This window comes from Morganella sp. B601 (assembly GCF_051172335.1).
Lineage (GTDB): Bacteria > Pseudomonadota > Gammaproteobacteria > Enterobacterales > Enterobacteriaceae > Morganella > Morganella morganii.
Genome location: NZ_JBPIZE010000001.1, coordinates 292966 through 317867, shown reverse-complemented (window position 1 = coordinate 317867; position 24902 = coordinate 292966). Strand labels below are relative to the sequence as shown.

At 51.4% G+C, this 24902-nt stretch carries 22 protein-coding genes; 10 read left to right on the top strand and 12 right to left on the bottom strand.

What is annotated here, in order from left to right; all coding sequences use genetic code 11:
- Positions 1-99: 99 nt before the first annotated feature.
- From ACSBQN_RS01455 to ACSBQN_RS01445, 3 genes are read right to left on the bottom strand one after another with little or no spacing between them, the layout of a single operon-like run.
- Entirely contained in the window at positions 100-1896 is a 1797-nt protein-coding gene (locus tag ACSBQN_RS01455) for a SmdB family multidrug efflux ABC transporter permease/ATP-binding protein (RefSeq protein ID WP_024474601.1), read from the bottom strand.
- Positions 1889-3628: a SmdA family multidrug ABC transporter permease/ATP-binding protein gene (locus tag ACSBQN_RS01450; protein ID WP_024474600.1), complete on the bottom strand. Its 1740-nt coding sequence runs from the start codon at positions 3626-3628 to the stop codon at positions 1889-1891. The genes ACSBQN_RS01455 and ACSBQN_RS01450 overlap by 8 nt, the downstream gene beginning before the upstream one ends.
- 30 nt (positions 3629-3658) lie before the next feature.
- Entirely contained in the window at positions 3659-4135 is a 477-nt protein-coding gene (locus ACSBQN_RS01445) for an Lrp/AsnC family transcriptional regulator (RefSeq protein WP_024474599.1), read from the bottom strand.
- A 114-nt stretch (positions 4136-4249) separates the two neighbouring features.
- On the opposite strand from ACSBQN_RS01445, the gene ACSBQN_RS01440 reads away from it, so the two are divergent.
- Together ACSBQN_RS01440 and queC are read left to right on the top strand one after the other, a co-directional pair.
- Positions 4250-5290 (top strand): PLP-dependent cysteine synthase family protein, encoded by a 1041-nt coding sequence (locus ACSBQN_RS01440; RefSeq protein WP_024474598.1) that lies wholly within the window; start codon positions 4250-4252, stop codon positions 5288-5290.
- A gap of 46 nt (positions 5291-5336) precedes the next feature.
- A complete protein-coding gene (gene queC, locus ACSBQN_RS01435) occupies positions 5337-6035 on the top strand; it encodes a 7-cyano-7-deazaguanine synthase QueC (RefSeq protein WP_024474597.1) in 699 nt (232 codons plus the stop codon).
- A 51-nt stretch (positions 6036-6086) separates the two neighbouring features.
- Here the strand turns inward: queC and ACSBQN_RS01430 are convergent, their stop codons facing one another.
- From ACSBQN_RS01430 to bolA, 9 genes are all read right to left on the bottom strand, one after another.
- The gene (locus tag ACSBQN_RS01430) at positions 6087-6497 is read right to left on the bottom strand and encodes an acyl-CoA thioesterase (RefSeq protein ID WP_024474596.1); all 411 of its coding nucleotides are present in this window, start codon (positions 6495-6497) and stop codon (positions 6087-6089) included.
- Positions 6498-6574: 77 nt separating this feature from the next.
- Positions 6575-6907, bottom strand: a complete 333-nt coding sequence (locus ACSBQN_RS01425; RefSeq protein ID WP_024474595.1) for a ComEA family DNA-binding protein — start codon at positions 6905-6907, stop codon at positions 6575-6577.
- A 152-nt stretch (positions 6908-7059) separates the two neighbouring features.
- The gene (ppiD, locus tag ACSBQN_RS01420) at positions 7060-8928 is read right to left on the bottom strand and encodes a peptidylprolyl isomerase (RefSeq protein WP_024474594.1); all 1869 of its coding nucleotides are present in this window, start codon (positions 8926-8928) and stop codon (positions 7060-7062) included.
- Between the two features lie 157 nt (positions 8929-9085).
- Complete coding sequence (gene hupB, locus ACSBQN_RS01415) at positions 9086-9361, bottom strand: nucleoid-associated protein HU-beta (RefSeq protein ID WP_004240390.1); 276 nt, start codon at positions 9359-9361, stop codon at positions 9086-9088.
- A 220-nt stretch (positions 9362-9581) separates the two neighbouring features.
- On the bottom strand, positions 9582-11939 hold the full coding sequence (gene lon, locus ACSBQN_RS01410; RefSeq protein WP_024474593.1) for an endopeptidase La: 2358 nt from the start codon (positions 11937-11939) through the stop codon (positions 9582-9584).
- Between the two features lie 193 nt (positions 11940-12132).
- The gene (gene clpX / locus ACSBQN_RS01405) at positions 12133-13413 is read right to left on the bottom strand and encodes an ATP-dependent protease ATP-binding subunit ClpX (RefSeq protein ID WP_024474592.1); all 1281 of its coding nucleotides are present in this window, start codon (positions 13411-13413) and stop codon (positions 12133-12135) included.
- Positions 13414-13521: 108 nt separating this feature from the next.
- A complete protein-coding gene (clpP, locus tag ACSBQN_RS01400) occupies positions 13522-14142 on the bottom strand; it encodes an ATP-dependent Clp endopeptidase proteolytic subunit ClpP (protein ID WP_004240392.1) in 621 nt (206 codons plus the stop codon).
- Positions 14143-14409: 267 nt separating this feature from the next.
- Positions 14410-15720 (bottom strand): trigger factor, encoded by a 1311-nt coding sequence (gene tig / locus ACSBQN_RS01395; RefSeq protein WP_024474591.1) that lies wholly within the window; start codon positions 15718-15720, stop codon positions 14410-14412.
- A gap of 270 nt (positions 15721-15990) precedes the next feature.
- Positions 15991-16320: a transcriptional regulator BolA gene (bolA, locus tag ACSBQN_RS01390; protein ID WP_024474590.1), complete on the bottom strand. Its 330-nt coding sequence runs from the start codon at positions 16318-16320 to the stop codon at positions 15991-15993.
- A gap of 178 nt (positions 16321-16498) precedes the next feature.
- On the opposite strand from bolA, the gene ACSBQN_RS01385 reads away from it, so the two are divergent.
- The 8 genes from ACSBQN_RS01385 to cyoE all read left to right on the top strand — a co-directional run bounded on the left by ACSBQN_RS01385 (position 16499) and on the right by cyoE (position 24805).
- Positions 16499-17080, top strand: a complete 582-nt coding sequence (locus tag ACSBQN_RS01385; protein WP_036409883.1) for a YajG family lipoprotein — start codon at positions 16499-16501, stop codon at positions 17078-17080.
- Between the two features lie 93 nt (positions 17081-17173).
- A complete protein-coding gene (gene ampG / locus ACSBQN_RS01380; protein ID WP_024474588.1) occupies positions 17174-18661 on the top strand; it encodes a muropeptide MFS transporter AmpG in 1488 nt (495 codons plus the stop codon).
- 241 nt (positions 18662-18902) lie between these two features.
- Complete coding sequence (locus ACSBQN_RS01375; RefSeq protein WP_004236449.1) at positions 18903-19661, top strand: outer membrane protein OmpK; 759 nt, start codon at positions 18903-18905, stop codon at positions 19659-19661.
- 357 nt (positions 19662-20018) lie between these two features.
- Positions 20019-20978 carry a cytochrome o ubiquinol oxidase subunit II gene (cyoA, locus tag ACSBQN_RS01370; protein WP_024474587.1) on the top strand — a complete coding sequence of 320 codons (960 nt, stop codon included), beginning with the start codon at positions 20019-20021 and terminating at the stop codon, positions 20976-20978.
- Positions 20979-20981: 3 nt separating this feature from the next.
- The gene (gene cyoB, locus ACSBQN_RS01365; RefSeq protein ID WP_004240399.1) at positions 20982-22973 is read left to right on the top strand and encodes a cytochrome o ubiquinol oxidase subunit I; all 1992 of its coding nucleotides are present in this window, start codon (positions 20982-20984) and stop codon (positions 22971-22973) included.
- A complete protein-coding gene (locus ACSBQN_RS01360) occupies positions 22963-23577 on the top strand; it encodes a cytochrome o ubiquinol oxidase subunit III (protein ID WP_024474586.1) in 615 nt (204 codons plus the stop codon). The genes cyoB and ACSBQN_RS01360 overlap by 11 nt, the downstream gene beginning before the upstream one ends.
- Entirely contained in the window at positions 23577-23909 is a 333-nt protein-coding gene (locus ACSBQN_RS01355) for a cytochrome o ubiquinol oxidase subunit IV (RefSeq protein ID WP_004236445.1), read from the top strand. The genes ACSBQN_RS01360 and ACSBQN_RS01355 overlap by 1 nt, the downstream gene beginning before the upstream one ends.
- 11 nt (positions 23910-23920) lie before the next feature.
- On the top strand, positions 23921-24805 hold the full coding sequence (gene cyoE, locus ACSBQN_RS01350; RefSeq protein WP_024474585.1) for a heme o synthase: 885 nt from the start codon (positions 23921-23923) through the stop codon (positions 24803-24805).
- Positions 24806-24902: the final 97 nt, after the last annotated feature.

Here is a 24902-nt window from a genome sequence, read left to right as displayed (position 1 = left end):
ATAAAAAAGGTGTCTGATGAATCAGACACCTTTTCCTGTGATGCGGGGATTGCACTTTTTTACAGCATCATGCACCTGTTTATGTGAACGATCTCACAATTATAGTGCAGGGGTATAGTTCTCTTCCGGGGCGTTGAGTGATTCCCCGACCTGCTGCAGCTGATACATCTGGTAATAGCGGCCCTTCTCTGCCAGTAACGCCCGGTGAGAGCCGGATTCCGCCATTTCGCCGCGGTTGAGCACATAAATGGTGTCCGCATCGACAATCGTGGACAATCGGTGTGCAATCACCACCAGTGTGGTTTCACGGCGGATCAGCTGTAAGGCTTTCTGGATAGCCTGCTCAGTACCGGAATCGATATTGGCGGTTGCCTCATCCAGGATCAGGATTTTCGGGGTCTGCACCAGCACCCGTGCCATGGCCAGCAACTGTTTCTGCCCGTCAGACAAGGTGTTACCCTGCTCACCCAGTTCGGTATCCAGCCCGTATTCAAGCTGTGAGACATGCTCACTCAGTTGAACCATCTCCAGCACCCTGTGAATGCGCTCATCATCAATATCCCGTCCGAGGGTGATGTTGTCACGGAAAGAAGCGGCCATAATGACCGGATCCTGCTGCACCATCGCGATGCCCTGCCGCAGTGCTTTATGTGAGAATTGTTCCAGCGGACGCCCGCCGAGGCTGATTTCCCCGGCCTGCCACGGATAGTAGCCCATCAGCAGGTTTGCCAGTGTGCTTTTCCCGCTGCCGGTATGCCCGACAAAGGCGACAAAACTGTGCTCCGCCACATCGATACTGATATCACGCAGTACCGGTTTTCCCGGCTGATAGGCAAATGTCAGGTGTGATACACGGATACTGCCGCCGGTCAGCGGCTGATCATCCGCCCCGTATTTCTGCTGCGGGCTGTCCATCAGTTCAAAAACACGCTCACCGGAAATCACCGCCTGCTGTAAAACAGACTGCTGGGATGTCAGCGTGATAAGCGGTTCATTCAGCCGACCGAGGTAGGTGATAAACGCATATAACACCCCGACGCCGATAACGCCGGTGCCCTCAACCCCGAACAATAACATCAGACCACAGAGGATCGCCGCCGAAAACAGGCTCAGCAGCGGACGCAGCAAAATGCCGTCCAGCCGCAGTGCCGCCATTCTGACCTCATAATGACGGCGGTTGGCGGCAAACATCCGCTCTCCGAAACGCGCCTGCTGGCGAAACTGCTGAATCACTGTCATGCCGCTGATAATTTCATGGAAACCATCGTTAATATCAGCCAGATAACTGCGCACCCGGCGCACAATCGGCGTGCTCAGCCGCTGGTAGATCCACATCACCATCATTACTGCCGGGAACATAGCAGTTGCCACCAGCGCCATCCGCCACTCCAGGGAGTACATGGCAATCAGCATTACCACAATCAGCGCCACACTGCGGAACAGTGTCGGCAGCACGTTAACAAACAGGTCTTTGATCATCTCCGTGTCGTTGGTAACACGGGAGATCAGCTGCCCGACCGGCTGGGTGTCAAATGCACTCAGCGGCTGGCGCAGCGCGGCATCCATCACATCGGCGCGCAGTGTCTGTACCACGCCGACAGCGGCCTGGTTGAAATAAATCAGCTGAAAATAATGCAGCAGCGATGCGGCAATCTGTAAGGCGATAAACCCGGCCACCAGCAGCAGTGTCACCGACAGGACAATCTGATTTTTCGCCACCATATTGTCGATAAAATAGCTCACCAGAACCGGTGCGGCGACTTCAGCAATGGCTGTCAGCCACAGCATCACAATGGCAACGGCCATCGGACGGCGGTAGTTACGGCCATAGCCGAGCAGACGTTTCAGCGACGGCCACAGGTTTTTTGCCGCTTCCGGGCGGGTCTGTTCACTCATCGAGCGCGGCCTCTAACTGCTGATAATGATACATTTCACGATACCATCCGTTCTGATTAATCAGCTCCTGATGACGCCCCTGAGCACTGATACCGCCCTGTTGCAGCACCAGAATATTGTCGGCTTCAGTCAGCGCTGAGAGCCGGTGCGCACTGATAATCACCGTACGGCCTTCCCCCCAGCGCCGCAGATTCTGCAGGATCCGGTATTCCGTCTGCCCGTCCACTGCGGAAAGTGCATCATCGAGGATCAGGATCTCAGCATCCATCAGCAAAGCCCGGGCAATGGAGATCCGCTGTTTCTGCCCGCCGGACAGCATCACGCCCCGCTCACCGGCCTGAGTCTCATAACCGAGCGGCAATCGTTCAATATCATCATGAACACTGGCCAGCCGGGCCGCGTGTTCAATTTCTTCCTGTGTCGCCCCGGGCCGCCCCAGCGCAATATTATTGGCGATAGTATCGGAGAACAGAAACGGCGTCTGATTCACCACCGCCAGCCGGGCATGCCAGCCGGCGAAGGTCAGTTCCGGCAGCGGTCTGCCCTGAAAACAGATATTTCCTGCTGTCACATCATAATGACGCTGGATTAATGCCAGCAGCGTGGATTTGCCGCAGCCGGTCGGGCCGCACAACCCGAGCAGCTGGCCCGGTCTGAGGGTAAAACGAATATCGTGCAGAACTGTCCGGCGGCTTTCCGGGTAGCAGAACTCATCCACAGCAACGGACAGTTCACCACGCCCCGGTTGCAGGGATTCTGTACCATCCGCCAGTACCGGCGGGGTTTCAAGAAGGGATTGGATCCGGCTGTAGGCCGCACTGCCGCGCTCCACAATGTTAAACATCCAGGCTAATGCCAGCATCGGCCAGATCATCAGCCCGAGATACATAATAAAGCTGGTCAGCCCGCCGAGCGTCAGTGTGCCCTGCATCACCATCCAGCTGCCGCCGGCAACCGCGAGCAGGTTTGACATCCCGATCGCCATAATAATGGTCGGGTCGAAACGGGCATCTATCTGTGCCACATGCATATTTTTGCGTCCGGCTTCTGCCGCAACGGATTCAAACCTGGAAGACTGGTGATCTTCCAGGCCAAAAGCTTTAATCATCCGGATACTGCTGAGGCTTTCCTGCGCGTGGTTATTCAGGGAGGAAAATGCGCCCTGCGCTGTTTTAAAGCGCTGATGCAGCTGCTGACCGTAACGTTTGATAGCCAGAGCCATCAGCGGCATCGGCAGCAGGGAAAGCAGTGTCAGTTGCCAGCTGATCTCAATACTCATCGTCAGCAGGACCACCAGTCCCATGACAAAAGAATCCACCAGCGTCAGCACCCCCTCTCCGGCGGCAAACACCACTTTGTCCACATCATTGGTACTGCGGGCGATCAGGTCACCGGTCCGGTAACGGTGATAAAAGGCCGGAGACTGGCGGCTGAACTGCTGATAAAAATCCTGACGCAGACGCACCGCCAGCTTGTAGGAGGCACCGAATAACCAGACCCGCCAGATATAGCGCAGAATATAAATCACCAGTGCGATAAGCAGCATCACGCCGACCCAGCCCCACAGCGTGGTGGTGGTCATCGTCTCTTTGGTCACGCCGTCAACAATGATGCCGACAAAGCGCGGCGGCAGGATCTGTAACACCGCGATAATGATCAGAAAAGTGACCGCACCGGTATAGCGCCGCCATTCACTGAGGAAATACCATTTTAATTGGGCAAATAATCTCACAGGATCCCGTATAACATCTCAGGTTAATAATCAGTCCGCTTTGCATTTCTCCGGAATCGGCAATGCGGTGGTGTACTTTATGCGCTCCATCGCAAAATTGGAAGTCACATCAATTAAACCGGGCACACCGTTAACCAGTTTTTTGTAAAAATGATCGAAGCATTTCATATCCACCACTTCGACCTGCAGCATGTAGTCAAATTCCCCGGCCATCCGGTAAAACTCCACCACATCAGGCATCTGCTGAACAAATTCCACAAACTGAGTATACCACTCACTGCTGTGGTGCTGTGTCTTGATCATGACGATCACCGTCAGCCCCAGCCCGAGTTTTTCCGGGTCCAGTAGTGCCACACGTTTGCGGATGTATCCTTCATCTTCCAGCCGTTTCAGCCGTTTCCAGCAGGGGGTGGATGTCAGGTTCACCGCTTCGGACAGGGTGTTCAGTGATAATGCAGCATCTTCCTGCAAAAGTTGTAACAATTTACGGTCTGTTTTATCTAACATATCACCACCAGAGAGAATAAATTTCTCCATATCATGCATGATACAGAAAATAGAAAAAGCCTTTTCTCTCACAGAATTGCTAAGATGCATCAACAGACCGTGAGGAGATACTACATGACAACCCAATGGACCACATCCGCCATTAATGCCATTCAGGCCGATTATCAGCGCAGTGCTGACACCCACCTGATCCCGCTGGAATTACCCGTTTACCCGGGGGTTTCATTATATCTCAAAGATGAAAGCACTCACCCGACCGGCAGCCTGAAACACCGCCTGGCGCGTTCGCTTTTCCTGTACGGCCTGTGTAACGGCTGGATCCGCGAAGGTACACCGGTGATTGAAGCATCCTCCGGCAGCACCGCTGTCTCGGAAGCATACTTCGCCCGTCTGCTCGGCCTGCCGTTTATCGCCGTGATGCCGCGCTGCACGGCACGCCGTAAAATTGAACAGATTGAGTTCTACGGCGGCCGGTGCCACTTTGTGGACAGCAGTGCGCAGATTTATGCGGAATCCGAGCGTCTGGCCCGCGAAACCGGCGGCCACTATATGGATCAGTTCACCTATGCCGAGCGTGCCACTGACTGGCGCGGCAACAACAATATCGCCGAAAGTATTTACCGTCAGATGTCACGGGAAGCCCATCCGGTGCCGCGTTACATTGTGATGAGCGCAGGTACCGGCGGTACCTCTGCCACGCTCGGCCGGTTTATCCGCTATCAGGGACATGACACAAAACTGGTTGTCGTCGATCCTGAAAACTCTGTTTTTTATGACTGTTACCATCAGAAATGCTCACATCTGCGCTGCGATACCGGCAGTAAGATTGAGGGCATCGGCCGTCCGCGTGCGGAACCGTCTTTTATCCCGGGCGTGATTGATGATGTGATCAAAGTCAGTGACCAGTGCAGTATCGCCACTCTTTACTGGCTGGAAAAACTGCTCGGCCGCCGCACCGGTGCCTCCACCGGTACCAATGTCTGGGGCGCACTGCAACTGGCAAAACAGATGCATGAACAGAAACAGACCGGCTCGATTGTGACACTGATTTGCGACAGCGGCGAACGATATCCGGACACCTATTACAACCCGCAGTGGGTGGCAGACAACATCGGTGATCTGACTGACGCACAGGCAACACTACCCAAATGGTGATGCAGCCGTTACCATAAACCTTATCTTTTTATAATGAGGTTTACCGATGAAACGTGCTGTGGTCGTATTCAGTGGCGGGCAGGATTCCACAACCTGCCTGATTCAGGCACTCCGCAACTATGATGAAGTGCATTGTGTGACGTTTGATTACGGACAGCGCCACAGTCAGGAAATAGACGTTGCCCGTAAACTCAGCCTGAAACTGGGTGCGGCAGCACATAAGGTGCTGGATGTCTCTCTGCTGAATGAACTGGCGGTCAGCAGCCTGACCCGTGATAACATCCCGGTGCCCGGGTTCAGTGAAAGTGAACAAAGTGATATTCCGAATACCTTTGTCCCGGGCCGTAATATCCTGTTTCTCACCCTGACGGCGATTTATGCTTATCAGGTCAATGCGGAAGCGATTATCACCGGTGTCTGTGAAACCGATTTTTCCGGTTATCCGGATTGCCGGGACGAGTTTGTCAAAGCACTGAACAAAGCCGTCAACGCCGGTCTTGCCCGTGATATCCGCTTTGAAACCCCGCTGATGTGGCTGGATAAAGCACAGACCTGGGCGCTGGCTGACTATTACGGACAACTGGATACCGTCCGCACAGAAACACTGACCTGCTATAACGGTATTCAGGGGGATGGCTGCGGGGAATGCGCCGCCTGTCATCTGCGCCGCAACGGACTGGACAGCTATCTTGCTGATCGCAGTGCTGTTATGGCCGCTATGAAAAAAATCACCGGCCTGCAATAAGTGCCTGTTACGCCCGGTGACCCGCCGGGCGTTTCTCTGTCCTTCGGATCATCAGCTCTCTTTTGGTGCTGTCAGCAATTCAAATTTATCGCGGATTTCCCCTTCAATCGGGATCGCTTTGCCGGTTTTCATATTAATAAAGACAAAGGTCACTTCCGCATCCGCCACAACCTGCTTATCCTCCTGACGGGTAATTATCTGTTTGAGAACACCGCTTTTCTGCCCCGCGTGCTGTAAATAGCTGTCTATCACCAGCCGCTCTCCCACATACACCGGCAGCCGGTAGTTAATATTGATATTCACCACCACCACGGCGATATCCATCTGTTTAAACCAGCGGTAAGCATCGTAGCTTTCCAGCCAGTCCCAGCGGGCGGCCTCCAGAAACTCCAGATAACGCGCATTGTTAACATGTCCGAAGGCATCAATATGGTAGCCAATCACTTTAATTGTGGTGCTCATAATATCTCTCCCTTTACTCTGTTTCCGGTATTCCCTTCCCCGTCAGCCCGGGGAAGGGAAATCAGCCTTTGCTGATATTACAACTCTATCTTATCGCTGTTCATCGTAAAAATACGCTCACCAATACCATATACATCCTTCAGTTGTTCCGCAGAAGTAAATGGTCCGTTTTCCGTGCGGTACTCCACAATCCGCTGGGCTTTTTTCGGCCCGATGCCACTGAGTTCCCGGGCCAGTTCTTCCGCAGTCGCGGTATTAATGCTGATGCGGTTTGTTTCCTGTGCAACAGACTGCTGAACCTGCGCACTGTCTGCCGGTGGTGCAGCCTGAGCCAGTGCGGAAGTACTGAAAAAACCGCCGGTTAACAGTGCTGATGTTAATAATAATGCAGATGTCCATTTTGTTTTCATGCTATTTCTCCTTTTGTGTTTAGCACGAAACGGAGTGTCGCAAAAATTTTTTCTGCCGGGGGATTTTCAGAACAGAAATGCGAAAGGCTGCGAACGCAGCCTTTCAGATGATGTAAAACGACATTTTATTTTTCGGTACAGATCGAAAAATTTTAGTTCATATTTCTCACATCAATATCTGCGTTAGCACGCAGGTTCAGCAGTAATGATTCCAGCTCAGTGGACGCCATTTGCTGACGCAGCACTGTACGCAGCTCAGTTTTTTCCTGATCCGTTGCCGTACCGGCTGTGACTTTATCCAGCTGTACCAGAACAATGTTGCCCTTGCCGTCAATGGTGCGGCTGTAGGTCGGTTTACCGTCCGCAGGATGCGGCTGGGTAAAGGCAGCATTGATAACCGGGTCTGACGGATTCAGGCGCTGAACAGTCTGCTCTGCACCGAATTTCACACCGGCTTCTGTTAACGCGGCGTCGCCTTTACCTTCTTTCAGTGCCGTCAGCAGTTTATCCGCTTCCGCATTCAGCGCGGCTTCCGCTTTGCTGCGTTTCACCAGCGCGTCAATGTCTGACTTCACTTTTTCGAAGGATTCCACTGCTTCCGGACGATACTCATCAACACGGATCACAAAGGCACGGTCACCGGAAACAGTGATGATGTCAGAGTTAGCACCGGACGGTCCTTTCTCATCAAACAGTTTGTTTTCCGTTAATGCTTTTAACACTTCCGGATAGTTCACCGCATCCGGCAGGCTGTTCAGAGCAAACCAGTCAGTCTGTACAGCTTTAACGCCGGTTGCCTGCTCAACACCCATCAGGGATTCGTTATCGTTCGCAGCAGCTTCACTGGCTTTCTGCTGGAGGTCAAAGAAGGCTTTGCTTGCCGCTTCGCCTTTGGCCAGACGGGTGGCTTCATCTTTCACATCCGCCAGCGGTTTGACGGTTTCCGGCTCGTACACATCCAGGCGGAAAATCGCGTAGCCGTTATCCACTTTCATAACCTCTGAAAGCTGGCCGGCGGTTGTCAGCCCGGCACCTTTAATTTCAGGGATCAGCGCGGCGTCTTCCATCCAGCCGATCACCCCGCCGTTACGGGCAGTCAGTTTATCGGTGGATTTTTCTTTCGCCAGGGTTTTGAAATCCGCCCCGTTTTTCAGCTCATTCAGTACCGCTTTGGCATCATCTTCCGTCGCCAGAGTGATCTGACTGTACTCGCCTTTTGCCGGTACGGTGAAACGCGGGATATTTTTGTCGTAGTAGTCCTGAATCTGTTCTTCAGTGACTGATGTGTTGTCCTGGATATTCGCGGCATCCAGCTCAACAAAACTGATTTTTAAGGACTGCGGCGCGATGAAGCTGTTTTTATTCTTCGCGTAATAAGCCTGCAGCTCTTCATCGGTGGTGGTCTGTTTTGCCTGAGCGGAAGCCAGATCCAGCGTCGCGGTACGGATGGTACGTGACTGGAGTAAAACCGCTGCCGCATTGGTCACTTCGGAATCAAGCACAAATGAGTCACGCACAAACGGCTGAACCAGCTGTGCCTGAATCATCTGCTTGCGCAGGTAAGTTGCGTAGTTGTCACCGGTGATACCGTTACGGGACAGGAATGTTTCGTACGCCTGCTGGCTGAACTGGCCGTTAACCTGAAAGTCAGGCTCCTGACGAATCGCGCTGATAATCTGGTCATCACTGACAGTGATACCTAATTTCCGTGCATACTGTTCCAGCAGAATGGTGTCAATCATCTGGTTCAGCGCCTGAGAACGGATTTGTTTAACGCCCTCTTCGGTGCTGACTAACTGCGAGAACAGATCACCCAGCTGAGCCTGCTGGCGGTTACGCTCTTCCTGGAAGGCGCGCTCTAACTGCTGGACCGATATTTCAGTATCGTTCACTTTGGCAGCATAGTTAGAACCGCTGACGAGGTAACCACCCACACCTGTCAGAATAAATGACAGGATAATGATGGCGAAGATAATTTTAATCACAGGGTTGTTCGCCGCTGTGCGCAGGTTTTCCATCATAAGAAATCCAAACTCCGCTTTGGTAAAAGAAAAATCAGGTCAGGGGAAATTATGCCCTAAAACAAAAAAAAGCGCATCATTCTGATGCGCTTCCTGTTTAGCTTTATACGGTTTTTGTGCCCGGGACAGATAAATATCCCGTTGCCTGAGGAAAAACTCAGCCGTTTACTGCGTCTTTAAGACCTTTACCTGCACGGAAAGCCGGGACTTTCGCAGCGGCGATTTTGATCTCTTTTCCGGTCTGCGGGTTACGGCCTGTACGTGCTGCACGCTCACGAACAGTGAAAGTACCGAAACCAACCAGAGCCACGTCATCCCCGCCTTTCAGAGAATCGGTTACTGAACCAATAATTGCATCTAACGCGCGACCAGCCGCAGCTTTAGAAATATTAGCGTCTGCAGCAATTTTATCGACCAATTGTGACTTATTCACTATTATCATCCCCTTTCAGAATTTTCGGCCCGGATTTACGAAGTATGTTCCTGACAGCCACAGCCGTTATATCAAGCCTTTTCGCTCTTGGCAAGATTGCAGACTTCGCATGTTTCGTAAGAATGTTCGCTAAATTAGCGGGACAAAAAAAGGCTGACAAGTCCTAAAGTACCTGTCAGCCCTTTATTTATCTGAACTTCTTGACGCAGGTCACTATTTCCTACGCCTTTTTACTTACCACTTCCATACCGAAAGCAGGATTCACTAAGGCAAGTGAAAGAACTTCATCTATTGTTTTAACCGGATGAATATCCAGATCCGCTTTTACGTTATCCGGAATTTCTTCCAGATCACGGCGGTTTTCGTCCGGAATCAGAACAGTCTTAATGCCGCCGCGGTGTGCTGCCAGCAGTTTTTCTTTCAGACCACCGATTGGCAGCACCAGACCACGCAGGGTAATTTCCCCGGTCATCGCCACATCCGCACGCACCGGATTACCGGTCAGCGCGGAAACCAGTGCGGTACACATTGCAGTACCGGCACTCGGGCCGTCTTTTGGTGTTGCACCTTCCGGTACGTGGACGTGAATATCGCGTTTTTCATAGAAATCATTGTTGATCCCCAATTTATCCGCACGGGCACGTACCACGGTTAACGCTGCCTGGATAGATTCCTGCATCACTTCACCCAGTGAACCGGTGTAGGAAAGTTTCCCTTTACCCGGAACCGCTGCGGTTTCGATGGTCAGCAGGTCACCACCGACTTCTGTCCACGCCAGACCGGTAACCTGGCCCACGCGGTTTTCAGTATCAGCACGGCCGTAATCCACTTTCTGCACACCCAGGTAATCTTTCAGGTTATCCTGATTAATCTCGATGTGTTTCAGTGTCTTATCCATCAGCAGCTGTTTCACCGCTTTACGGCACAGTTTGGAGATTTCACGCTCCAGTCCGCGCACGCCCGCTTCACGGGTGTAATAACGGATAATGCCGAGGATCGCGCTGTCATCAATATGCAGCTCGGTTTTCTTCAGTGCGTTACGCTCAATCTGCTTCGGCAGCAGGTGACGCTTGGCAATGTTGAGTTTCTCATCTTCCGTATAACCGGACAGACGGATCACTTCCATACGATCCAGCAGCGGTGCCGGAATATTCATGGAGTTGGATGTCGCGACAAACATGACGTCGGACAGATCGTAATCCACTTCCAGGTAGTGATCGTTAAACGCGATATTCTGTTCCGGATCCAGCACCTCAAGCAGTGCGGAAGCCGGATCACCGCGCATATCCGATGACATTTTGTCGATTTCATCCAGCAGGAACAGCGGGTTTTTCACACCGACTTTTGCCATTTTCTGAATAAGTTTACCCGGCATAGAACCGATGTAGGTACGGCGGTGACCGCGAATTTCCGCTTCATCACGCACGCCGCCCAGCGCCATACGGACATATTTACGGCCGGTTGCACGGGCAATGGACTGCCCCAGAGAGGTTTTACCCACCCCCGGCGGTCCGACGAGGCACAGGATAGGCCCCTTGATTTTGCTGATACGGCTCTGTACCGCCAGATATTCAAGGATGCGCTCTTTCACCCGCTCCAGGCCGTAATGGTCACTGTCGAGGATTTCCTGCGCTTTAAGCAGATCTTTTTTCACTTTACTGCGCTTGACCCACGGAACCTGAATCATCCAGTCAATATAGCTGCGGACAACCGTCGCTTCCGCTGACATCGGCGACATCATTTTCAGTTTCTGTAATTCCGCTTCGGCTTTCTCTTTTGCCTCTTTCGGCATCTGCGCTTCTTCGATTTTGCGTTTCAGCGCTTCTGCTTCATCCGGCGCGTCGTCCATCTCACCCAGTTCTTTCTGGATAGCTTTCATCTGCTCATTGAGATAGTACTCGCGCTGGCTTTTTTCCATCTGCTTTTTGACGCGGTTACGGATGCGTTTTTCAACCTGTAACAGGTCGATTTCCGATTCCATCATCGCCATCAGATATTCGAGACGCTCAACCACATCTGACATTTCCAGAACAGACTGTTTGTCCTGTAATTTCAGTGTCATATGGGAAGCGATAGTGTCAGCCAGTTTGGCGACATCGTCGATACTGTGCAGAGATGTCAGGACTTCCGGCGGGATCTTTTTATTCAGCTTGATATAGCCTTCAAACTGGTTGATCGCCGTGCGCAGCAATACTTCCTGCTCGCGCTCGTCCACGACAGGGGATTCCATCAGCTCTGCCTGGGCAGAGAAGAAATCGCCGTTGTCACTTAATGTTTTGATATGCGCACGTTGCAGGCCTTCGACCAGCACTTTGACGGTGCCGTCCGGCAGTTTCAGCATCTGTAATACAGACGCGACTGTCCCGACGGAAAATAAATCATTGACGCCCGGCTCATCCGTTGACGCTTCTTTTTGTGCTACCAGCAGCACTTTTTTATCCATATCCATCGCTGTTTCCAGGCAGTGGATAGATTTTTCGCGCCCGACAAATAAAGGAATAACCATGTGGGGGTAGACCACCACATCGCGCAAAGGCAGTACCGGGATTTCAATGCGTTCAGCACGCTCAGGATTCATAGAGCACTCTCTTCGTTTAGCTTACGCCTTGTTGGGAACGTCGTGAAACGCGTTATCACGGGTTCCACTCCATAGAATAATCAATATATGGGGATGCATTTCTCACATTCAACACTTTATTTAGTAAGAAAAGCAAAATGAGGGAAAATTCCCTCATTTAGTTAATATTGATAACAACTGCGCTAACTTTCCGTTACTCGCCGGAAACCTGAGCTTCCGGTTTGCGGTAAATCAGCATCGGTTCGGTCTGGTTGGTTATCACGTTTTCATCGATAACCACTTTTTCAACATTTTCCATCGACGGTAAATCATACATCGTGTTGAGCAACGCAGCCTCAACGATGGAACGCAGACCACGGGCACCGGTTTTACGCTTCATGGCTTTTTTCGCAATGGCAATCAGTGCTTCACGGCGGAACTCGAGTTCAACATCTTCAATGCTGAACAGTGCCTGATATTGTTTTGTCAGTGCGTTTTTCGGCTCCTGAAGGATCTGAATCAGCGCATCCTCACTCAGTTCACCGAGCGTTGCCACGACAGGCAGACGGCCGATAAATTCCGGGATCAGACCAAATTTGATCAGATCCTCCGGCTCGACCTGAGACAGTAATTCGCCTTCTGTCGCTTTGTCTTTCTCGCCGCGCACTTCCGCACCGAAACCGATACCGGAACGGGTGTTCAGACGCTGGCCGACAACTTTATCTAGACCGGCAAACGCCCCGCCGCAGATAAACAGAATTTTCGAGGTATCAACCTGCAAAAACTCCTGCTGCGGATGTTTGCGCCCGCCCTGCGGCGGAACAGCAGCGATAGTCCCTTCAACCAGTTTCAGCAGTGCCTGCTGAACTCCTTCACCGGAAACATCACGGGTAATCGACGGGTTATCTGATTTACGGGAGATTTTATCGATTTCATCAATATAGACGATACCGCGCTGTGCTTTCTCCACATCATAGTCGCATTTCTGTAAAAGCTTCTGAATGATGTTTTCCACATCCTCACCCACATAACCGGCTTCGGTCAGTGTGGTGGCATCGGCCATAGTGAACGGCACATCCAGGTAGCGGGCCAGAGTTTCAGCCAGCAGGGTTTTACCGCTGCCGGTCGGGCCGATCAGCAGAATGTTACTTTTACCCAGTTCCACGCCGTCAGCGGTTTTATCGCCGTTGCGCAGACGTTTGTAGTGGTTGTATACCGCGACTGCCAGCACTTTTTTAGCCAGTTCCTGACCAATGACATAGTCATCGAGGTGCTGACGAATTTCATGAGGCGTCGGCAGTTCACTGCGCTCACTGCCACGGGCCGGGATCAGATCTTTAATTTCTTCACGGATAATATCGTTGCATAAATCAACGCATTCATCACAGATATACACTGACGGGCCGGCAATCAGTTTCTTAACCTCATGCTGACTTTTTCCGCAGAAAGAGCAGTACAGCAGCTTTCCTGAACCGTCTTTGCGTTTGTCTGTCATCAGTAAACCTCACTTAATCAGTACAGCTCACCGCCTGTGAGCCGCAAAAAATGTCACAGCACCGCAGTACCCTGCCGCCCGGCAGGATACGGGCAGTGCCTGTGTTACTTACCGGTGTGTGTAAATATGGTCAACCAGACCGTATTCCTGCGCTTCTTTCGCGGACAGGAAGCGGTCACGCTCGGTATCACGCTGAATTTCCTCAACGGATTTACCGGTATGGTGAGCTAATAAATCATTCATGCGCGCTTTCACTTTCAGAATTTCCTGAGCATGAATTTCAATATCAGTGGCTTGTCCCTGATAGCCGCCCAGCGGCTGGTGAATCATCACCCGGGAGTTCGGCAGACAGTAACGTTTGCCCGGCGCACCTGCCGCCAGTAAGAAAGAACCCATTGAGCAGGCCTGGCCCACACAGATGGTGCTGACCTGCGGTTTGATGAACTGCATGGTGTCATAAATGGACATCCCTGCGGTGATCACGCCGCCCGGCGAGTTGATATAAAGACTGATGTCTTTTTCCGGGTTCTCAGCTTCCAGGAAGAGTAACTGTGCCACGATCAGGTTTGCCATATGATCTTCAACCTGGCCGGTTAAAAAGATAATACGGTCTTTTAATAAACGGGAATAGATATCGTAGGAGCGTTCACCGCGTGAAGTCTGCTCGATAACCATCGGCACCAGCGCCATGTTGGGTGCGAAAGTATCCTGATTGTCGTGATATGACATGTCCATCTCCTGATTGAATTTTATTGGTGCCTGGCGGATACCGGTTATTTTACTTGAGATCCGGCGCGATGACCATGCGCTATACGCGATCCGGTCACATAAGCAGCATATACTGTCCGGCAGATACCCTGTATGGCAAATATGGGGGATAACCACCGCAGTTTTCAAGGAATATTGTCAGAAATGACGAAAAAACCGCAGACAATACACATTGCCTGCGGTTTTATATCAGATAAACAGCCTTCGGCCGTTCACAAAGAGAGAGGATTAACCTGCTGCCTGAACCTGGTTCATCAGATCAGTGAAGCCGGTTTCTTTATCTGTCACTTTTGCTTTCGCCAGAACAGTTTCAACAGCCTGCTCTTCCAGTGCCAGATTACGGATACCATCCATCATCTGTTTGTTTTTGTTGTAGTATTCCACAACTTCAGCCGGATCTTCGTACGCTGATGCCATTTCTTCGATCAGCGCATTAACGCGATCGTCTTCGGCTTTCAGTTCGTTAGAAGAAATCACTTCGCCTAACAGCAGACCAACCATTACACGGCGCTTAGCCTGGCCTTCAAACAGTTCGCGTGGCAGTTCCATCGCCTGTTTTTCAGAGCCGCCGAAACGCTGTGCCGCCTGACGGCGCAGTTCTTCGATTTCGCTGTCAACAGCTGCTTTCGGTACATCGATTTCGTTTGCTTTCAGCAGACCGTCGATAACCTGAGTTTTGATACGGTTGCGCACTGCGTTTTTCAGTTCGCGTTCCATATTTTTGCGGATTTCCGCTTTCAGACCTTCCAGGGAACCGTCGCCGATACCGAAACGTTTGATGAACTCTTCAGTCATTTCCGGCAGTTCGCGCTCTTCCACTTTTTTCAGGCTGATAGCGAATTTCGCTGCTTTCCCTTTCAGGTTTTCAGCGTGGTAATCTTCCGGGAATGTCACTTCGATGTCGAATTCTTCACCGGCTTTGTGACCCACGATACCGTCTTCAAAGCCCGGGATCATACGGTTCTGGCCCATGACCAGGACGAAATCAGAAGATTTGCCGCCTTCGAACTCTTCGCCGTCAACAGAACCGGTGAAGTCGATAGTGATGCGATCGTCAGCTTTAGCTGCGCCTTCAGTCACTTTCCACTCAGCCTGCTGTTTACGCAGAGTCTCAACCATGCCGTCGATGTCTTCGTCTTTAACTTCAACAACCGGTTTTTCAACTTCGATTGTTTCCAGACCTTTCAGCTCAATTTCAGGGAAGACTTCGAACTCAACAGTGTAAGTGAAATCCTGACCTTCTTTGTACGGCTCATCAACTTTGTAGTCAGGCGCGCCGACAGGGTTGATTTTGTTTTCGATGATAGCGCTGACAAAGTTACGTGACATCAGGTCGCTCAGTGCATCCTGAACCGCCACATCGCCGTAACGCTGTTTGATGATGTTGTGCGGCACTTTACCTTTACGGAAACCGTCGATACGTGCTTTCTTGGCGATTTCAGCTAATTGTTTAGTTACTTCTTTGTCAATATCGGCTGCAGGAACGGTGATTAATACACGACGCCCAAGGCCTTCAGTCGTTTCAACAGAAACTTGCATCTTATTACCTCAAAAAAGTCTATTGCTCGGTCAACTCCATATCTCACACCGGCCCGATGCCTGTGTGAAACGATAATGAACCGGGGCGGTCGCATTTAAAAACCGAGTTCCCTTATATTCAGAAGCGTCCCGAAACCATACGGAATTTCAGACGCGACATTATAGCGATGCTGACAGGCCGCGTCGAGAAGTGCAGACAAAAGAGTCTGAATTTCACCCTTTTTCTGTTAAATTTTGTGCTGTGCGCTGCTTTTTCACTCAAACAGCGGCTTACTTTCCGCCGCCGTGACAACGCGGGGACGGATTCACTCCGCCCTGACTGTGATTCCACTCATCCGGGGTATAAGTATGGAGCGCCAGAGCGTGAACCCCGCCGGCCAGCTCATCAGCCAGCAGCGTGTACATATGACGGTGACGTGCCACCGGGCGCATGCCCGCAAAGGTCTCACTGACCACCACCACCTTAAAATGGGTTTCCGATCCCGCCGGAACATTGTGCTGGCTGCTCTCATTCACCACATCAATATAATGAGGGGCAAGCGCGTGATTCAGTTTTTCTTCAATACGCTGCTGCATTACAGCAGGAAATGATGCCGACATAACTATCCTTCCGGTCAATACTGGCTTTCAGAGAAAGCTCAGTGTAGTGAGTTTTTTATCAAAATCCATACCATTCGCGGATAAAGCCGATTATCATCATGCGTTAAGCCGAACACTCACGCCCCGGCGTTTATCCGGTGCTGTGACTGACTTCAACAACTTGTAACGGATTCATATTATGTTGAAAAAATACCTCCTCCCGCTGTTCGCAATGCTCTTACTGGCCGGGTGTCAGGCACCGTCCAACACCCTGTCCATTGAACCGGTGATGAAATTACCGTCTGCGGATCCGACGCTCGGTGCCGCCACCATCTCTATTACCGGCGTGGATAAACGCCCGTCACAGACCCTGGCTGAATTCAGCCGTAACGGCCAGCTGGCACAGTTGCGCCCGTCCCGTGATCTGCGTTTCCTGATGCAGGAAACCCTGGAAAAACAGATGACCGCACGCGGTTTTATGATTGGCTCACCGGCAAATGCCAATGTCCAGATTTCCATCAATACCTTTAAGGCAGATGTTCAGGAAGGCAGCCTGCGCCATAATATCACCGTCAGTATTGATATTACTGTTCTCGCCACCGCGCAGAATAACAGCACAAAGAGCCGGACTTTCCGCACCAGCTATAATGTGCAGGGCCCGCTAAGCGCCAGCAATGAAAAAATCACTGACGCCTTTAACCGCGCACTCAGCGATATCGTCGCGGACATGGCTCAGGATACCCAAATCAGCCAGTTCATTAAACAGAACACCCGCTACTAATCTGCCGTGCCGTCCGCAGCCGGATAACGCCGGGCGGCCTGCTGTTTTCAGTCACTGTCAATGCGCCGCAGCCTGCGGCGTGTGAGGATAATCATGCTCCGGAGTATTTGGGCGACTTACAGCGAGCGTAATGCCCGTATTCTTTTACTGCTCGGTTTCGCATCCGGATTACCGCTGGCACTGACCAGCGGCACACTCCAGGCCTGGATCACCGTCGAAAACGTGGATATCAGGACCATCGGGTTTTTCACCCTTGTCAGCCAGGCCTATGTGTTTAAATTCCTGTGGGCACCGTTTATGGATCGCTACCAGTTGCCGTTCCTCGGACGCCGCCGCGGCTGGATGATCACCACACAGCTTCTGCTGGTTGTCAGTATCGCCGGTATGGGGATGCTCAAACCCACGGAACACCTCTGGTGGCTGGCTGCGGCCGCCGCGATTGTTGCTTTCTGCTCTGCCTCACAGGACATCATTTTTGATGCCTATAAAACGGATCTGCTGTCCGCGAAAGATCGCGGCACCGGGGCTGCGATATCAACCTTAGGTTACCGGCTGGCAATGCTGCTCTCCGGCGGCCTGGCGCTGTTTATCGCTCACCGTTATACCGGCTGGCAGAACATGTACCTGCTGATGGCGGGAATGATGCTGATCGGTGTGTTTGCCACGCTGAGGGCGAAAGAGCCGGAAACCGATGCCCCGCCGCCGCGCACGCTGCGTGAGGCTGTCCGGGAGCCGCTGGCGGAATTTTTCTCCCGTAACAACACCTGGCTGCTGTTACTGCTGATTGTCCTTTATAAGATGGGGGACGCCTTCGCCCTGACGCTGAGCACGCCGTTTCTGATCCGCGGAGCCGGGTTCGGTCCGGACGAAGTTGGGCTTATCAATAAAACCCTGGGGCTGGCCGCCACGATTGTCGGGGCACTGTACGGCGGTTATCTGATGCAGCGCTGGAGCCTGTTTAAATCCCTGATGTTCTTCGGGATCCTGCAGGGATTTTCCAACCTCGGCTACTGGGTGTTGTCCGTCACACCACAAAATATCTATATGATGGGCGGCGTGGTATTTATCGAGAACATCTGCGGCGGGATGGGCACAGCCGCCTTTGTCGCTCTGCTGATGACACTCTGTAACCGGTCCTTCTCCGCCACACAGTTTGCCCTGCTGTCGGCACTGTCTGCTATCGGCCGCGTCTATACCGGCCCGTTTGCCGGCTGGATGGTGGAAGCCTACGGCTGGAGCTGGTTCTATCTGTTTACCGTGTTTGCCGCAATTCCGGGATTACTGCTGCTGATGTTGTGCCGCAAAACACTGCTCTACACCCAGAAAACGGAGCAGTTTCTGCCGAGGCGGCATTTCCGCAACGGCTACCGGACGGCGATGTCACTGCTCGGTATCACCGCAGTACTGTTCGCGGCCAGCCTGATCCTGCTGCTGACCGGGGTATTTGAACTGACACCGGGCTTTATTCCTGACACGCTGAAAGGCGACCTGTTTATTTACGGCCTGAATATCGGTATTGCCGGGTTGTTCCTGGGCGGACTGCTCGATTATTGTGCACTCCGCCGCGATAAACTGGCCTGACAGGCTGTCACGAATATCAGAAAAAATTCAATCAAAAGTTTATAAAGCCGGTTTTTACCGGCTTTTTTTATGTTTAATTTTAGATTTCTATCACATTTTTTGTAATTTATTTCTTTAAATTACATTCAAAACCACAAATACGTCACATCACCCATTTTCCTTTTTGTGCCTTCACCCTATATTCGCGCTGTTACTTCTGACTTCGATACTCTTTAACGACCAAATAAACAGCTAATAAATTATGAAAAAAACGACTATTGCAGCCCTGATCGCTGCAACCGCCGCGTTTTCTGCGCAGGCTGAATATCAGTGGGGATTTGCTAACGTCAGCATGAACTATCTGGACTGGACCCCGCATACCACTCACAAAAGCGGCAACAGCACGCACAAAGATGACTTTGCGTATCTGGAGCTTGAGGGCGGTGCCGGTTTCAGCTGGGGTGAGCTTTATGGTTTCTTCGACCTCGAGAACGCGTTTAACAGTAAAAACGATTCCGATGCCGGTGATAACCAGCGTTACACCTTCAAAACCACGGCGCGTATCTACCTCGGTGATACCGGTTTCAACGCCTACGGCCATGTCTACGGTACTTACTCTCTGCCGGGTAACGGCGGTAACTTCCATGAAGTGAACACCCTGTATGGTATCGGTTATAACACCGAATTCAACGGCTTATGGTTCAAACCATTTGCTGCCCTGCACTATGTTGATCAAACGTTTTACAGCGGCAACAACGGCTATGTCCTCGGCTGGGTTGCCGGTTATGACTTTAACCTGTGGAATGAAAAATTCAGCGTCACCAACTGGAACGAAATCGAGCTTAACCGCAACGATCGTTACGGCAACGGCGGGCGTGACGGCGTCAACGGCGCGCTGGCCTTATGGTGGACACCGGTTCCGTCAGTGACAACCGGCATTCAGTACCGCTATGCGGATAACAAACTGGGTGAGGACTTTTACCAGCAGGCTGTGGTTTACAGCATAAAATATAACTTCTAGATCACATTTTTCCGCTGCGGGGGGCAAAATCCCCCCGTATTTTTACCAGGAAACTGTTTCTGAACAAAAAAATTTCACCATTACGTCATATAAAGTGTAATAATCAGTGTTTCATCCTTTCGGTATTTCCTTCCCTAATCTAAGCTTAAATATAAATTTGTCTCCTGATTGTTAAAATTGTGATTTTTATTTCACGATTTCACAAAAATTGGCTCACTTGTGATCATTTTAACATAAAGAGGCAACAAACCAACCAATCTTATTACATATATTTACACTGATCTTACCTTGCCGTAATATGTGCGGACTGATGAAACGACAAGAGTACTTGAGTACCTTTGTTTTTGGGGTCGTTGGATGAGACTTATGAACTACAAAAAGAGTATTGGGGTAATCTCGCTGCTCGCATCTGCACTTTTGCTGGGCGGATGCGATATGGCACTGATGAACCCGAAAGGCACTATCGGTGCTGAGCAAAAAACACTGATTTTAACCGCCATTGGTCTGATGCTCATTGTGGTTATTCCGGTCATTATCATGGCAATCGTTTTTGCCCTGCGTTACCGGGAAACCAGAAAAGCAACTTACCGTCCTGACTGGGCGCATTCCAATAAAATCGAGCTGGTCGTCTGGACTGTTCCGATCATTATCATTCTGATCCTGGGTACCATTACATGGAAAACCACCCATGAGCTGGATCCGTACAAGCCGCTGGTCAGTGACCAGGAGCCTGTCACCATCCAGGTTATCTCAATGGACTGGAAATGGTTATTTATCTATCCGGATCAAGGCATTGCCACTGTCAATGAGATCGCATTCCCTGTCGGTGTTCCTGTCAATTTCAAAATCACCTCTGATTCTGTGATGAACTCGTTTTTCATCCCGCAGTTAGGCGGCCAGATTTATGCGATGGCAGGTATGCAGACCAAACTGCATCTGATTGCGGAAGAACCGGGCGTGTACAAAGGCATTTCTGCCAGCTACAGCGGCCACGGTTTCTCTGACATGAAATTTACCGCCACTGCCACCCCGACACGCGAAGCCTTCGATGAATGGGTTGCGAAGGTGAAAGCCTCACCGGACACCCTGACCACCACCGAAGCGTTTGACGCACTGGCAAAACCGAGTGTGAACAACCCAGTTGTCTATTTCTCCGCTGTCAAACCAAACCTGTTTGTGGACACCATTAACAAATTTGGTCACAGCGGCCACGGTGCCGGGAAGACACACGAAGGCGAAAGCCATTCAATGATGAACATGAGCGCAGATGAACACAGCAGCCATATGCCTGCAGCTCATGCCGGGAATGAGGGGTAAAGCATGTTCGGAAAATTAACACTGGATGCCATCCCCCTGCATGAGCCTATCGTTGTAATTACGGTACTGGGTATCATTCTGGGTGGTGCTGCACTTGTCGGTCTTATCACCTACTTCCGCAAATGGACGTGGTTATGGACTGAATGGTTGACCACCGTTGACCATAAAAAAATCGGTATTATGTACATCATCGTTTCAATGGTGATGCTTATCCGTGGTTTTGCTGACGCCATAATGATGCGCGCCCAGCAGGCCCTTTCGTCTGCCGGTGAAGCCGGATTCCTGCCGCCTGAACACTACGACCAGATCTTTACCGCCCACGGCGTTATTATGATCTTCTTCGTCGCGACACCGTTTGTTGTCGGCCTGATGAACCTGGTTGTGCCGTTACAGATCGGCGCCCGTGACGTCGCCTTCCCGTTCCTGAACTCCCTGAGCTTCTGGTTCTTTGTAGTCGGCGTGATGCTGGTGAATATCTCTCTGGGTATCGGGGAATTTGCACAGACCGGCTGGCTGGCCTATCCGCCGCTGTCGGGACTGGAATATAACCCGGGCGTCGGGGTCGATTACTGGCTGTGGAGTCTCCAGATATCCGGTATCGGTACATTGCTGACCGGGGTGAACTTCTTCGCCACCGTACTGCGTATGCGCGCGCCGGGCATGTCGATGATGAAAATGCCGGTCTTCACCTGGGCGGCATTCTGTACCAATATCCTGATTATCGCCGCGTTCCCGATTCTGACTGTCACCTTAACCGGCCTGACATTAGACCGCTACCTGGGCACCCATTTCTTCACCAATGATATGGGCGGCAACATGATGATGTACATCAACCTGGTGTGGGCATGGGGCCACCCGGAAGTGTATATCCTGGTTCTGCCGGTCTTCGGGGTCTTCTCTGAAGTCACTGCGACATTCTCGAAAAAGCGCCTGTTCGGCTATACCTCACTGGTATGGGCAACTATCGCGATTACCGTACTGTCCTTTATCGTCTGGCTGCACCACTTCTTTACCATGGGCTCCGGTGCGAACGTCAACGCCTTCTTCGGTATCGCCACGATGATCATCTCCATTCCGACCGGGGTGAAGATATTCAACTGGCTGTTTACCATGTATCAGGGTCGTATCGAATTCAAAACCCCGATGCTCTGGACGGTCGGCTTTATTATCACCTTCTCCGTCGGTGGTATGACCGGGGTTCTGCTGGCCGTGCCGGGGGCAAACTTTGTCCTGCATAACAGCCTGTTCCTGATTGCACACTTCCATAACGTCATCATCGGCGGTGTGGTCTTCGGTTGCTTCGCCGGTACCGCTTACTGGTTCCCGAAAGCCTTCGGTTTCACCCTGAACGAAAAATGGGGTGTCCGCGCATTCTGGTGCTGGTTCATCGGTTTCTTTGTTGCCTTTATGCCGGTTTACGTGCTGGGCTTCATGGGAATGACCCGCCGTATCAGCCAGAACATTGACCCGACCTTCCACACCATGCTGTTAATCGCAGCCGTCGGCGTGGCGATTATCGGTGTCGGTATTCTGTGCCAGGTTATTCAGTTCTACGTCAGTATCCGTGACCGTGACCAGAACCGCGACCTTACCGGGGATCCGTGGGGCGGCCGCACGCTGGAGTGGGCAACCTCTTCACCACCTCCGTTCTATAACTTTGCTGAAGTACCGGATGTTCAGTCCCGTGATGAATGGTGGGATATGAAAGAAAAAGGCACCGCGCATAAACGTCCTGCAAAATATGAAGAAATTCATATGCCGAAAAACACGGCAGCAGGTGTGATTATCGCCGGTTTCAGCCTGATCTTTGGTTTCGCCATGATCTGGCATATCTGGTGGCTCGCGATTGTCGGTTTCGCCGGCATGATCGTCACCTGGATTGCAAAAAGCTTCGACGAAGATGTGGATTACTATGTTCCTGTGGCTGAAGTCGAAAAAATCGAAAACGCCCACTACGAACAACTGAGCAAGGCAGGTGTGGATAATGTCAACTAATACCCTGACTCAACATAATAACGCCCATGATAATCATGGGCATCACGATGCAGGTGCGACCAAGGTCTTCGGATTCTGGGTCTACCTGATGAGTGACCTGATTCTGTTTGCGAGTCTGTTCGCCATTTATGTGGTGCTGAAAGACGGCACCGCCGGCGGCCCGACCGGCAAAGAGATCTTTAACTTACAGTTTGTACTGGTGGAAACCTTCCTGCTGTTATTCAGCAGTATCACCTACGGCTTTGCCATGCTGGCAATGAACCGCAATCAGGTGGGTCAGGTTAATCTGTGGTTATTTGTGACTTTCCTGTTCGGCCTCGGCTTCGTAGCGATGGAAATCTATGAATTCCATGAATTAATCAGCGAAGGTTACGGCCCTGACCACAGCGGCTTCCTGTCCGGTTTCTTCACCCTGGTGGCAACACACGGTCTTCACGTCACAGCCGGTCTTATCTGGATCATCATCATGATCATCCAGACCAGCCGCCGCGGCCTGACCGAAGTGAATAAAACCCGCCTGAACTGCTTAAGCCTGTTCTGGCACTTCCTGGACGTGGTCTGGATTTGTGTGTTCACCGTTGTTTATCTGTTGGGGGCACTGTAATGAGTCATTCAAATACAGCCGGTACCGGGGCAAGCCACGGTAGTGTGAAAACCTATCTGATCGGCTTTATATTGTCGGTCATTCTGACAGTCATCCCGTTTTATATGGTGATTGAGGGAACCGCCTCAACATCTGTTCTGCTGGCGACTGTTGTGATTACTGCTGTTGTTCAGATTCTTGTTCACCTGGTGTGCTTCCTGCACATGAATACCGCGTCTGAAGAGCGCTGGAACCTGATTGCGTTCCTGTTCACGCTCCTCATTATCGGTATCGTGGTCGTGGGTTCACTGTGGATTATGTACAACCTGAACATCAATATGATGGTTGATTAAGAGTTGCCGATATGATGAAGCAATACCTGCAAGTGACCAAACCGGGAATTATTTTCGGAAATTTAATTTCTGTGGTCGGGGGATTCCTGCTCGCCTCCAAAGGTGACATTGATTACCCCCTGTTCATTGCGACATTGCTCGGTGTCTCGCTGGTCGTGGCCTCCGGTTGTGTTTTTAACAATTACATCGACCGCGACATCGACTCCGTCATGGAACGCACGAAAAACCGCCCTCTGGTAAGAGGGCTTATTGACCCGAAAATCAGTCTGGTTTATGCCTCTGTGCTGGGTATTGCCGGCATGGTGCTGCTGTTAGTGGCAGCCAATGCGGTGGCAATGCTGATTGCTGTTGTCGGCTTTGTGGTTTATGTCGGGGTTTACAGCCTGTACATGAAACGCAAATCGGTCTACGGCACACTGGTCGGCAGTCTGTCCGGTGCCGCACCGCCGGTTATCGGCTACTGCGCGGTGACAGGCCAGTTTGATACCGGCGCACTGATCCTGCTGTTAATCTTCAGTTTATGGCAGATGCCGCACTCCTATGCGATTGCCATCTTCCGTTTCAAAGATTACCAGGCGGCCAATATCCCTGTACTGCCGGTGATTAAAGGTATTTCTGTGGCGAAAAACCACATTATCCTGTACATCATCGCCTTTATGTTTGCCACACTGATGCTCGCCATCAGCGGGTATGCGGGATATAAGTACCTGATTGTCGCCGCAGCGGTCAGTGTCTGGTGGCTGGGCATGGCGTTATCGGGCTATAAGACAACCAATGATCGTGTCTGGGCGCGTAAATTGTTCGTGTTCTCCATTGTCGCTATCACGTCACTCAGTGTGATGATGTCTGTTGACCCCAGCGTCTCCGGTGATGTTCTGCTGGCCTACAGTCGTTAACACACACTTTCTGTAATAACAAAATGGCAGGGCTCCCCTGCCATTTTGTGTTTAGTAAAAACCACAAATCTCATTAGAATGTGGTGTCTGTCTTTTT